This window comes from Aeromonas sobria, from assembly GCF_050266975.1.
Classification (GTDB): Bacteria; Pseudomonadota; Gammaproteobacteria; order Enterobacterales; family Aeromonadaceae; genus Aeromonas; species Aeromonas sobria_B.
The window spans coordinates 86858-99012 of sequence record NZ_JBKISU010000017.1; the positions used below are offsets into that span (position 1 = coordinate 86858).

Annotated in this window: 9 protein-coding genes, 1 tRNA gene and 1 rRNA gene; 3 read left to right on the forward strand and 8 right to left on the reverse strand. The window is 65.0% G+C overall.

Annotation, left to right across the window (positions count from 1 at the left end):
* Positions 1-127 precede the first annotated feature (127 nt).
* The 3 genes from nudC to ACLHZ1_RS11585 all read right to left on the reverse strand — a co-directional run bounded on the left by nudC (position 128) and on the right by ACLHZ1_RS11585 (position 2604).
* Positions 128-907, reverse strand: a complete 780-nt coding sequence (gene nudC / locus ACLHZ1_RS11575; RefSeq protein WP_427262208.1) for an NAD(+) diphosphatase — start codon at positions 905-907, stop codon at positions 128-130.
* A gap of 171 nt (positions 908-1078) precedes the next feature.
* Positions 1079-1678: a TIGR04211 family SH3 domain-containing protein gene (locus tag ACLHZ1_RS11580; RefSeq protein WP_408796672.1), complete on the reverse strand. Its 600-nt coding sequence runs from the start codon at positions 1676-1678 to the stop codon at positions 1079-1081.
* A gap of 176 nt (positions 1679-1854) precedes the next feature.
* Positions 1855-2604 carry a potassium channel family protein gene (locus tag ACLHZ1_RS11585; RefSeq protein ID WP_427262209.1) on the reverse strand — a complete coding sequence of 250 codons (750 nt, stop codon included), beginning with the start codon at positions 2602-2604 and terminating at the stop codon, positions 1855-1857.
* 103 nt (positions 2605-2707) lie between these two features.
* Between ACLHZ1_RS11585 and ACLHZ1_RS11590 the strand changes: the two genes are divergently transcribed.
* From ACLHZ1_RS11590 to glnE, 3 genes are all read left to right on the forward strand, one after another.
* Positions 2708-3958 (forward strand): methyl-accepting chemotaxis protein, encoded by a 1251-nt coding sequence (locus ACLHZ1_RS11590; RefSeq protein ID WP_427262210.1) that lies wholly within the window; start codon positions 2708-2710, stop codon positions 3956-3958.
* A gap of 127 nt (positions 3959-4085) precedes the next feature.
* On the forward strand, positions 4086-4538 hold the full coding sequence (locus tag ACLHZ1_RS11595) for a GNAT family N-acetyltransferase (RefSeq protein ID WP_427262211.1): 453 nt from the start codon (positions 4086-4088) through the stop codon (positions 4536-4538).
* A gap of 211 nt (positions 4539-4749) precedes the next feature.
* Positions 4750-7578 (forward strand): bifunctional [glutamate--ammonia ligase]-adenylyl-L-tyrosine phosphorylase/[glutamate--ammonia-ligase] adenylyltransferase, encoded by a 2829-nt coding sequence (glnE, locus tag ACLHZ1_RS11600; RefSeq protein WP_427262221.1) that lies wholly within the window; start codon positions 4750-4752, stop codon positions 7576-7578.
* A gap of 47 nt (positions 7579-7625) precedes the next feature.
* Here the strand turns inward: glnE and ACLHZ1_RS11605 are convergent, their stop codons facing one another.
* The 5 genes from ACLHZ1_RS11605 to rrf form a co-directional block, all read right to left on the reverse strand.
* On the reverse strand, positions 7626-7961 hold the full coding sequence (locus ACLHZ1_RS11605; protein WP_427262212.1) for a DsrE family protein: 336 nt from the start codon (positions 7959-7961) through the stop codon (positions 7626-7628).
* A 338-nt stretch (positions 7962-8299) separates the two neighbouring features.
* A complete protein-coding gene (locus tag ACLHZ1_RS11610; protein WP_427262213.1) occupies positions 8300-10444 on the reverse strand; it encodes an AsmA family protein in 2145 nt (714 codons plus the stop codon).
* Between the two features lie 114 nt (positions 10445-10558).
* Positions 10559-11467, reverse strand: a complete 909-nt coding sequence (locus ACLHZ1_RS11615; RefSeq protein WP_427262214.1) for a bifunctional methionine sulfoxide reductase B/A protein — start codon at positions 11465-11467, stop codon at positions 10559-10561.
* Positions 11468-11867: 400 nt separating this feature from the next.
* Positions 11868-11944, reverse strand: a tRNA-Asp gene (locus ACLHZ1_RS11620).
* Positions 11945-12038: 94 nt separating this feature from the next.
* A 5S ribosomal RNA gene (gene rrf / locus ACLHZ1_RS11625) occupies positions 12039-12153 on the reverse strand.
* Between the last annotated feature and the right edge of the window lie 2 nt (positions 12154-12155).

The following is a 12155-nucleotide window of genomic DNA, read 5'->3' on the forward strand; positions in this document are numbered from 1 at the left end:
TAAAATGGCGGATATGATACCACTTTGTCTGCGCCAGGGGACGGCGAGAGCGCCTCGCCCGCCCCCTCAACCCCAAAGATGTGAGGGGGCGCAAACAAGGGGCTCTCATTTCTCCCGGGCCGGCTGCTCAGATGTCGTCTGCCAGGCAGAGCTCGATCAGCCGGCGCGCTATGGTGCCGTGGGGAGGGAGCCTCGGCAGCCTGTCCGCCTCGAAGAAGTCGGCGGCCACCAGCTCCTCTTCCTGCAGCCGGATCTCGCCGCTCTCGTACTCGGCGACGAACCCCATCATCAGGCTGTGGGGGAAGGGCCAGGGCTGGCTCGACACGTAGCGCACGTTGCGCACCCGGATGCCGCTCTCCTCGAACACCTCCCGCGCCACGCACTGCTCCAGGTTCTCCCCCGCCTCCACGAAGCCCGCCAGCACGGTGAACATGGGATCGTCCACTTGATGGTGGCGGCGATGGGCCGCCAGCAGCAGCGCCGATCCCTTGCGCACCGCCACTATGATGCAGGGGGAGATACGCGGATAGACCAGGTGGCCATGGCGGCAGCCCTGGGCCCACTCCCCTGCCTTGGGGGCCATGGGGGCGCCGCACTCGCCGCAGAATCTGTGGGTGCGGCGAAAAGTGGCGAGCTGCCAGGCGCGACCGGCGAGGCGAAAGCCCTCCTCCTCCCCCGCCACCATGAGTTGACGAAGCGGGGCCATGGCCTGGGTATCGGCTTCTGCCCCCAGATCCAGCAGCTGGCAGGGCAGGCCGTCCCACTCGTCGAAAGACTCGAAATGGGCATGATGAAGGTGGGCGGGCAGGCAGGCCTTGGGGCCCTGGGGGATCTGCCCCCGTTCATCCAGCAGGACGAGGTGATCGCCCCCCAGCACGAACCAGAAGGCCTGTTCGGTTGATGACATAAGCGGAAGACTCTTGTTGATGAAGGGTGCGCCGGGCACGGGATCGTTCGGCTCATCTTACGGCCGGGGACGACTGATGGCGACCCCCGACAGGGTGTCAGCCATCGAGGAACATTGCCCCAAACGAGAGAGGGCCGCCATGGCGACCCTCTCTTTCGACCGCCCGGGCGATCAATTCATCCAGCGTTCGCTCTGCTTGCGACGGCGCGGCAGCATGGGGAGCAGAATACCGAGCAGGATGCCGCCACCCACCATGGCACCACCGCGGATGAACCAGTCCATCTGCATGTCGTGCTCGCGGTTGTCGATGCTGCTGGTCAGGGCAGCATTCTCGGCCTTGACGCTGGCGAGCTCCTCCCCCTGGCTGTCGAGCTGCTCCTTGAGGGTCGCGAGCTGCGCCTCCTGCTCGGCTATCTTGCCATCCTTCTCGGCGAAGCGTTGCTCGTTGTCGCCATTGAGGTTTTGCAGGCGATCCTTGAGGGTTTGCAGCTCCTGCTCCAGCTGGGGCACCCGCACCTTGAGGCTGGGCTCGCGCTGCAGCTCGTCGTTCTTGACCCAGCCCTCCCGACCGCGTTCATCCACCACCTGGGTGAAGCCGGCCTGGCCCCCCTTCACATCGAGGGCTTCGCCCGCCTTGACGCTGCCCAGGATCCGGTACTGGGTGCCCGGTCCCCCGTGCATGAAGATATAGATGTTGTCGGAAACATAACGGGTTTCGGCCAGGGCTGACTGGGCACACAGGCAGATCAGTATCCCGAGAAGGGCGCGCATGGTCTGTCGATTCTCTCATTCATTGGGTTAGGGAGTGGCAGGAATGGTAAGCCCCGTGACGGCCAAAGGACAAGCAAAGAAACGGCCTCCCCCTCAAGGCTGGGGGGGGAGGTTACCGGACTCAGGCCCCGTGCCGCCCCACCCTGGCGCGGCTTGCCATCCCTGGCCACCGCCTGTCAGGGGTCTCGCTTCAGCTGACGGATTTCGTCACGCAATTGCTGCAATTGCGCCAGCATCTGGACTTGCTGCTCCCTCAGCTGCTGGTAGCGCAGCGCCTCCTCCTTCTGGCCGGTCCCCGGTTGCAGAAACAAACTGGCCATGAAACCGCTGACGGCGGCGTAGAGGCCGACGCCGAACAGGATCAGCAGGCTGGCCAGAAAACGCCCCTGCTCCGTCTTGGGCACCAGATCCCCGTAACCCACGGTAGACAGGGTCACGAGGGTCCACCAGAAGGCGTCATAGGGCGTCTCTATCTGGCTGCCCGGCTGACCGGACTCGACCCAGAACATGGCGCCGGACCCGACCCCCAGCAGCAGGAAGAACAGAAACAGGATCCCGGAGAGCCGGGTCTCGTTGCGCTCGCGGCGAAACATGGCCAGCAGATCCGGCCTGTTTCGCAGCAGCTGATAGACCCGCCACAGCTGGATGAGCCGCGCCCAGCGCAGCGACTCCACCATGGGCAGGCTGCCCGGCAGATAGAACCAGTTCCCCTTGAGGAAGACCCAGCGATCCGGCGCCCGCCACCAGCCATAGGCGAAGTGGGTCAGGAAGAAGTAGCAGATCAGGCTGTCGATGTCATAGAACAGCTGGAGGGTCTGGGGACTCGCCAGCTCGAGCCAGCGGGCACTGACCAGCGCCACCGAGACCAGGGAGAGGATCGCCATCAGCAGATCCAGGGTGCGCAGGTGCGTAAAGTGATGTCGCATGCAAATTCCAACTTTAAGCGGGAAACCAACTCATAAAACGGAAGATAATGCCGATAGCCCTGATGCGAAAGGCAAAATTCCCCCATAGGAAAGGAGAGATGCTATGCAGTTCAACCCGCTGGAGCAGCGGCTGAGTGATATCCGCCTGGTTCCCAAGGTGATCCTGCTGATGGTATTCAGCACACTGTTGCTGCTGGCCAAGCTCTGGTTTGACGCCAGCAACCTGGAGAGCACCCTGCTCGGCGAGGGCATAGACGCCGTCAAGGCCAACGAGATCGCCTCCCGCCTCATCTGGACCGGCCTGGTCGAGACGGCCCTGATGGGGATGGTGTTCGTGGTGCTGCTGATGGGGGGATCCCGCCTCATGGTCAAGCAGGTGCGCTACCTGGTCAGCCTGCTGGATCGTTTCTCCCAGAAGGATCTCAGCCACAGGGTCGAGCTGGCCTCAAAGGATGAGTTCGGCGACATCGCCAAGGCGGTCGCCCACTCCCAGGAGGAGCTCAAGCAGGTGTTCGGCGAGCAGCGGGTCGCCTGCAAGGAGCTCAACGACATCGCCTCCCAGGTGACCCTGTGCATGGAGGAGGCCAACGAAGCCATCCGTGAGGAGTTCAACCAGATAGAGCAGCTCGCCAGCGCCATGACCCAGATGGTGGGGGCCATCAGCGAGGTGGCCCATCACGCCGAGCAGGCCTCCCACTCCACCAGCGAGACGAGCCAGCTGGCCCAGGAGGGTAGCCGCTGCGTCGCCGATACCGTCAGCACCATCCACACCCTCTCCGGCAACATCCAGCAATCCTCCGGCGTGGTCCATGACGTGGAGCAGGGGGTCGAGCGGATAGGCTCTGTGGTGGATACCATTCGCAGCATCTCGGAGCAGACCAACCTGCTGGCCCTCAACGCCGCCATCGAGGCCGCCCGTGCCGGTGAGGCGGGACGCGGCTTCGCCGTGGTCGCCGACGAGGTGCGCGGTCTGGCCAATCGGGCCCAGTCCGCCACCGTGGAGATCCAGCGGATGATAGAGCAGTTGCAGGGCAGTGCCCGCGCCGCCGCCGGCCTGATGGAGCAGAGCGTGACCCAGGCCGATCTCGGGGTGCAGCAGGTGACCCAGGCCGGTGAGCAGCTGGACACCATAGTGGCCCGGGTGCAGGCGGTGGCGGACATGAATCGCCAGATAGCCACCGCCTCCGAGCAGCAGAGCGCGGTCGCCCAGGAGATGAGCGGCAACCTGGAACAGGTCAAGCAGATCGTCGAAGGCTCCGTGGTGGTGCTGCGCGAGCTGCAGGATGCCTCCGTGCTGGTGGAGGGCCACAGCCAGACCCTCAGCCGCCATATTCAGGCATTCAAGCTGGACTAGATCCTGCACGCCCGGGACGAAAAGGCGCTCATCGAGGCTTGACGAACCCGGGCCTTGTCGCCACCTTAGCAAGAGAGGAGCCGCCGGGCTCCTCTCTCGTTTCCATCACCCAGGGCAAGGAGCCAGGATGCAGTACCAGAACGAACAGGCGAGCAAGTTGGAGATCAGTGACGACAAGGGACGGCTCGACGTGCCGCTGATCCACCGTTTCCTATCCGAAGAGGCCTATTGGTGCCTCGGCATACCCCTCGCCACCGTGCAGCGGGCCATCAACCATTCGCTGTGCTTCGGCGGCTATGTCGACGGCCAGCAGGTCGCCTTCGCCCGGGTCATCACAGACAGAGCCACCTTCGGCTATCTCTCCGATGTGTTCGTGCTGCCCGCCCATCGCGGCCGCGGCCACAGCAAGGCCCTGATGGCCGCCATCCTGGCCCATCCCGCCTTGCAGGGACTGCGCCGCCTCTCCCTCGCCACCTCGGATGCCCAGGGGCTCTATACCGGCTTCGGCTTCCAGGCTCCGGCGTATCCGGACAGCCTGATGGAGCGCTATCAGCCGGATATCTACCAGCTGACCCGCTGAACTCGACGCCCCGTCAGCCTGCATCGACCAGATGGCGATGGCAGAGCAAGTGCCTGGGTGCCCCCGCCAGCCAGGCGCGCCCGGGCCGGATCCGGCTCACGCTTCTGAGCGAGCCCCCCTCCCCCGGCTAGGAGGCGGGGGGGCGCGATGTTAGATTGACCCTCATGCCATCAACGTAAGGAAGAGAACCTTGCCGCTCCCCGCCCCCCTCATGACCCTGGCCGATCGCCACTGGCAGCGCCTGCTGCACCAGGCCCCCCACTACGGGGAACTCGCCAAGGCCCACAGAGACGAACTGCTGACCCTGTTTGCCCTCTCCGACTTCGCCGCCGAGGCCCTGATCCAGGAGCCGAGCCTGCTGGCCGAGCTGCTCGGCTCCCAGGCGCTGCGCTCGGATAACCGCTGGCAGGACTATGGGCCCGACCTCGCCGCCCAACTGGCCGAGCTGACGGACGAGGAGGCGCTCAAGCGCACCCTGCGCCGTTTTCGTCGCAGCCGCATGCTGGTGATAGCCTGGCGCGAGCTGCTCAGGGGCGCCGAGGTCGAGGAGAGCTTTGTCCATCTCACCAAGCTCGCCGACGCGCTGATCTGCGGCGCCCGGGACTGGCTCTACGCCAAACAGTGCGGCGAGCTCGGCACCCCTATGGATGGCGATGGCAACCCCCAGCCCCTGCTCATCCTCGGCATGGGCAAGCTCGGCGGCGGCGAGCTGAACTTTTCCTCGGACATCGACCTCATCTTCACCTTCCCCGACAACGGCTACACCGTCGGCGGGCGGCGCGAACTCGCCAACCAGCAGTTCTTCATCAAGCTGGGCCAGCGCCTCATCAACGCCCTGCACCAGCCCACCCAGGATGGCCAGGTGTTTCGGGTCGACATGCGGCTGCGCCCCTTCGGCGAGGCGGGACCGCTCGCCATCTCCTTCGCCGCCATGGAGGACTACTACCAGCACCATGGCCGCAACTGGGAGCGCTACGCCATGGTCAAGGCGCGGGTGCTGGGCCCTCAGTGCGAGCACGCCCAGGCCCTCACCGAGCTGCTGCGCCCCTTCGTGTTTCGCCGCTACATCGACTTTGGCGTCATCGACGGCCTGCGCCAGATGAAGGCGATGATCGCCGCCGAGGTGCGCCGCAAGGGGCTGGAGGGCAACATCAAGCTGGGGGCCGGCGGCATCCGCGAGGTGGAGTTCATCGCCCAGGCACTGCAGCTCATTCGCGGCGGCCGCGAGCCCGCCCTGCGGGTACGCCACCTGCCCGAAGCCCTGGCGGCCATAGCCCAAAGCGGCGCCCTCGATGAGGAGCGCTGCGCGCGCTTGCTCCAGGCTTATCGCGTCCTGCGCCGGGTCGAAAACATATTGCAGGAGATAGGGGATCAGCAGACCCAGACCCTGCCCACCGAGGAGCGGGATCGCCAGCGACTGATCGCCGCCACCGGCTTCGCCGACTGGGACGCCTTCATGACGCACCTCGACCAGGAGATGGCCATAGTCCATCAGGAGTTCGTCGCCGTGGTGGGGGAAGAGAAGGAAGCCCCCGCTCACCTGGAGCAACTCTGGCTCGATCTCTGGCGCACCGAGCTCGATGCCGCCGAGCTGGAGAAACTGCTCACTACACAGGGAGTTAGCGATCCGGCTCCGCTTTGCGCCGCCCTGCTGCGCTTCAAGGAGGAGTACAAGCGCCGCCAGGTCGGGCCCCAGGGGCGCATCGCCCTGGACTGGCTGATGCCTGAGCTGCTGCGACTGGTGGTGGCGAGCCGTGAGCCCGCCCGCCTGTTCGAGCGGGTCTGCACCCTGCTGACCCGCATCTTCACCCGCAGCGCCTACCTGCAACTGCTGGCGGAGAACCCCGCCGCCCTGCGCCAGCTGGTGCGCCTGTGCGACGCCAGCCATCTGGTGAGCGAGCAACTGGCCCGCTACCCCATACTGCTGGACGAGCTGCTCGATCCCCAGCACCTCTACCACCCCACCCCGCTCGATCAGTACAAGCCCCAGCTGCGCCAGTTCCTGCTGCGCATCCCCGAAGAGGACGTGGAGCAGCAGATGGAGGCGCTGCGCCAGTTCAAGCAGGTGCAGCTGCTGCGCATCGTCGCCGCCGACATCGCCGGCGCCCTGCCGCTGATGAAGGTGAGTGACCACCTCACCTGGCTGGCGGAGGCGATCATCGAGGAGGTGGTCAATCAGGCCTGGGCCCAGATGAGCGAACGCTACGGGGTGCCGCCCGAGGTGGCGGCGAGCGGCCGACGCGGCTTCGCCGTGGTGGCCTACGGCAAGCTCGGGGGCATCGAGCTCGGTTACGGTTCGGATCTCGATCTGGTGTTCCTGCACGGCGGTGACCCCAACGGCTACACCGACGGGCGCAAGCCCATCGACAGCCGCCAGTTCTACCTGCGCCTGGCCCAGCGGATCCTGCACCTGTTCAGCACCCGCACCCCGTCCGGGATCCTCTACGAGATCGACATGCGGCTGCGCCCCTCCGGCGACGCCGGCCTGCTGGTCTCCTCTCTCGCCGCCTATGAGCAGTACCAGCAGAGCGAAGCCTGGACCTGGGAGCATCAGGCCCTGGTGCGGGCCCGCCCCATCTATGGGGACGAGGGTGTCATCGCCGACTTTGCCCGCATCCGCCGCGCCGTGCTGGCCAAGGAGCGCGACCTGCCGACCCTGGCCAAGGAGGTGCGCGAGATGCGCCACAAGATGCGGGATCACCTGCTCAAGGCGGGCGAGGGGGAGTTCGATCTCAAGCAGTCCCCGGGCGGCATGGTGGACATAGAGTTCATCGCCCAGTACCTGGTGCTGGCCCACGCCTGTGGCGAGCCTGAGGCCCTGACCCGCTGGTCGGACAACGTGCGCATCTTCGACGAGTGCGTGATGGCGGGGGTATTGACCCTGGAGCAGGCGGAGGGGCTGAAACACGCCTATCTGGAGATCCGCAACCAGGGCCATCGCCTCAACCTCTCGGAGATCTCCCGCAAGGTGGGGGACGATCAGTTGCTGACCGAGCGGGGTCATGTGCTGGCGGTCTGGCAACAGCTGCTCGGGGAGTAGAGGGCCCCACCACCATGGCCCGACCATGATGACGGGGAGCTGCCTGCTCAGGACTTGATATAGGCAAATCCCTGTTGTTGCAGCTCGATCAGGGCCAGCACGCCGGTGGAGACCACCTCGACCCCGGGGAGCAGCTGGTCGGGAACCAGCCGCTGGCCCCGCAGGGAGTTGGCACAGGCCAGCAGCCTGACCCCCCGTGCCAGCAGGGCGGGCCACTGCGGCTCGCTCTCCCCGGCCGTCAGCAGGCTGGTCACCCCATTGCCATTGACCAGCAGCACCAGCTCCCCCGGCTCTCCCGCCATATCCTCTAGCAAGTTGTTGATATTATTGAATGCCATCCGGCTGCGCTCCCGCTCGGACAGGTGAAAGACCACTCGTATCATCTGATGCCTCCTTGTCAGTGACCCCCATGATGACAGCCAGACGACCCCAAGGCGAGCCTCCCGGGTTGACCCTGAGTGCCAGACGGGATCAGGACGAGATGACCGGCCATGGCGAGCCCGCCTCTGGCTGCGCAATCCAAAAAATAATATTTGAATGAAAAAGCGACGCGCTGCGGTCTTCTGGATGGATTGGCAACGTTGGCTGGCGGACGGGTTGCTCGGCGGCTACCGGCTGGCGTGATGCTCACCCCTCTGAATCATGACCGTCTGGCCGCTTGACTCGCGGACACGAAACAGCCCCGCCGATCTCCCGGCGGGGCTGTTTGGCTGCTCGTCTCTTACTTGAACAATCCCTTGAGCAGCTGGTCCGCCACCCCCTTGATCTGCTCGTCGTCCGCCTTGTCCCCGAGCAGCTTCTTGAGCCCCCGCTCGGCCTCCTTGCGGGCCTTCTCTTCCAGCAGCTGGTTATCGGCCAGCAGTCCCTTGACGTCGAGACGATAGCTGGGCTGACGCCAATGGCCGCCGATGATCACCGGGATGGTGATGCCCTTGAGATCCTCGAGCCCCTTGCCCCCCTGCCCCTTGCTGGTCTCGACCACGGTCGTGGCCATCAGAAAATCCAGGGTCTCGGGCACCAGCGCCGTGCTGCCCTTGCCTTCGACCCGCAGCGCCGGCGCCAGCAGCCGGATGTCATCACTGCTTGCCTTACCCTGCCCGATCCGAAAATGGGCGGTCAGGGCGCTGAAGTCGGTCTTGCGCGCCTCCTTGGCCTCGCTCGCCTTCTCGCCCTTGAGGGTCGCCCTGGCCTCCCGCAACATCTGCGGCAAGTTGATGCCATGGAGGGCGCCATCTTCCACCTTGAGATCCAGGGTGCCTGCCAGCTGGCTGCGCAGTGCATGGGAGGAGAGGCCACGCCCGCTGAGCCGGATGTCGGCACTGCCCCGCCCGGCCAGCAGATCGGTCTGGGCCAGGGTCTGCAGCAGGGGTTGCAGATCGACACCGACTATCTGCTTGTGCACCTTGAACGTCGCCGGCTGCTGGCGCGCATCTATCACCCCCTCCCCCTGGGCAGAGCCGCCAAACAGCCTGGCGCTGAAGCCCTTGATGGTGACCAGGCCGGCGTCTGCCGCCAGTGCCAGATCCACCTGCTCGGCCTTGACGCCATCGGCTATCAGGGTGTCCGCCTTGAGCCGTCCCGCCAGATCCAACCCCTTGAGCCAGCCGAGATCCGGCTCGGCCGCCCTGGCCGGTGCCGCGCCTGTGCTGCCAGCGTCCTTGCCTGCCGTCTCGTCAGCCACGGGCTCGCTGCCCGCCCCTTTGGCAACCGGCGTCGCCTTGGCGGCGGCGGGACGCCAGGCGTCCAGATCCAGCCGCTCGGCCGCCAGATCGAAGCGGATCCCGGGGATCGCCTTCATGATCATGCTGGCACTGCCCGCCAACCGCAGCTCATCGGCACCCAGGGCCACCTTGGACAGGGACAGCGTCTTGCTCACCATGGCCCATTGCCCCTCGGCACCGAGCGAAACCTTGATCTCGGGTCTGGGCAGCGCCGGCCCCTTCAGCACCCCATCCAGGGTAACATCCGTCAGATCGAGCAGGCTCTGCGCCTCGTTGAGCCGCCCCTTGAGGCTGGTGGTCAGATCGAAGGAAAGTGCCCCCTGCCGGCCCTGGGCACTCAGGCCAAGCTGGCTCCACTGCCCCAACTTGAGGCGATCCGCCCCCAGCGTGAAGCGATCGAGCCGGGTATCCCCTTGCACCAATTCGCCTGCCACCTCGAGCCCCTCCAGTTCGCTGCTCGCCAGATCCCGACCCAGCCTGAACCGGGTCTGCCCCTTGGCCGCCAGGGTCAGCCCCTGATGCTCGCCGCTCAGAGAGAAGGTCATGGGCACCCAGCTATCGGGCTTGAGCTCACCCAGGGAGAGATCGAGGTGGGTCAGTTGGAGGTGGGAGCCGTCGCGATCGTCGATCACCAGGGCACTGGCCTGGGTCAGGGAGAGGCCCTCGACGGCCAGTTGCCAAGGCTCGGGAGCTGATGCTTGCCCGCCATCCCCCTGGTCCGGCGTCTTGGTGCTGGCCCCGCCATCTTGTCCGGTGCGGGCCAGACCCGTCAGGTTGGAGCTGCCATCGGCCCGGGTCTGGATGAAGAGATGGGCGCCTGCCAGGGCCACCTCGCCAACCTGCAAACGACGGGAGAGCAGGGGCAGCACGGCGACCGAAGCCTGGCCGCGCTCGAAGCGCACCAGATCCGGCTCGGCAAATCCGGCTGGATTGCGCAGCGCCGCCTGCTCGAGGGAGAGTCCCAGACTGGGCCAGAAGGTCCAGCTGATGGGGCCGTCGATGACGAGCTCCCGCCCCATGTTCTTCTTCACCTGCTCCATCAGCAGGGGCTTGAACTGTTCGGGATCAACCAGGGTCACCAGGCTCGTTATCGCGATCAACAAGGCTGCCGCCAACCCCAGCATGGCATAGAGGATCTTCTTCATGGCTCACTCACTCTCCTGCATAGATGGCTCGACTATATCACGAGCCATCCGGCATCGAGCCGACTCGTCCCCCATCGGGGCCAGCGTGCGACAGCTCCTGGGCAGAGCGGTGACTCAGCCCTTGAGATAGTCGGCAAACAGCGTCTTGAATTTCTCCAGCTTGGGGCGGATCACCACCTGGCAGTAGGACTGCTCCCCATGCTGGGCGAAATAATCCCGATGATGGGCTTCGGCAGGATAGAAACCGTCATATCCGGTCAGCTCGGTCACTAGGGGCGCGGAGAATACCTTGGCCTCATCCAGCGCCCGGATCATGGCGCTCGCCACCCTCACCTGTTCATCATCATGGGCGAAGATCACGGAGCGGTACTGGGGACCCACGTCATGCCCCTGCCGATGGAGACTGGTGGGATCATGGCTGGCGAAGAAGGCCTCCAGCAGGGTCGCGAAGTCGATGATGACGGGATCGTATTCAATCTGCACCACCTCGGCATGGCCGGTCTGACCGGAGCAGACTCGCCGGTAGTCGGCATCGGCGGCGCTCCCGCCCGCATAACCCGGACTGACCCGGATCACCCCTTTCAGGCAGCTGAATATTGCCTCGACACACCAGAAGCAACCGCCCCCCAGGGTGGCCAGAGCCATCTGAGATTGTGGCTGCAAGCCCTCCTCTCTCGCCTCGAAGATGAGGGAGACAGAGTTGACGCAATGGCGCAGATTCTTCTCGGTCAGGTACTCCCCCTCGAACACATGACCAAGGTGCCCCTCACAACGGGCGCAGACAATCTCGACCCTGCGGCCATCGGCATCGGGGACGCGCTTCACAGCCCCCGGCAGCTCGTCATCAAAGGCCGGCCAGCCGCAGTGGGCATTGAACTTGTGCTCAGAGGCATAGAGGGGAGTACCGCACTTCTTGCACAGGTAGCGGCCGGGGGCATCATGGCGGTAATACTCGCCACTGAAAGGACGCTCGGTCCCCTTCTGCTCGATCACGTATTTTTCAAACTCGGTCAGGGTAGCCATGGCGAACCTCCTCATTGCAGTGATTAACAGACCGGACGGCCCCAGTCCCCATTTCATGCTCCCCAGCCGCCAGGTGCAAGCCTGGAATGACATGGGGCAGAGCGTTTCGCTAATGCCAAAAAACAAAGAGGCCTTCCCGTCGGGAAAGGCCTTTCACATCAGCGGTGCCGTTCATTGTCCCTGCGAACCCACGCAAAGAGAGAGCCCCGACCAGATGGTCAGGGCTTTCAAGCAATGTCGAAGCGGATGGGAGGACCTAGTCCAGCTCAAGGGACAACAAGCAGGGGCCGGGCTGCCAGTGACAAGTCGCAGCCCTGTCTGTGGCCCCTTGTTTTCTCGTCCTTTCGCGAATGAGCAAAAGCAGAAAGGCCTTCCCGTGAGGGAAGGCCTTTCAAATTAGTGGCGGAGCGGACGGGACTCGAACCCGCGACCCCCGGCGTGACAGGCCGGTATTCTAACCGACTGAACTACCGCTCCGCATTCGGTTAGCTTTCGCTAAATCTTCTGCCGCTTACTGAGGTGTCATCCTCTCGGCCAACGTCGTGATGTGCACGTCGCTGTTTAATTGGGTGCCTGGCAGTGTCCTACTCTCGCATGGCGAATGCCACACTACCATCGGCGCTACCGCGTTTCACTTCTGAGTTCGGCATGGGATCAGGTGGTTCCACGGCGCTATGGCCGCCAGGCA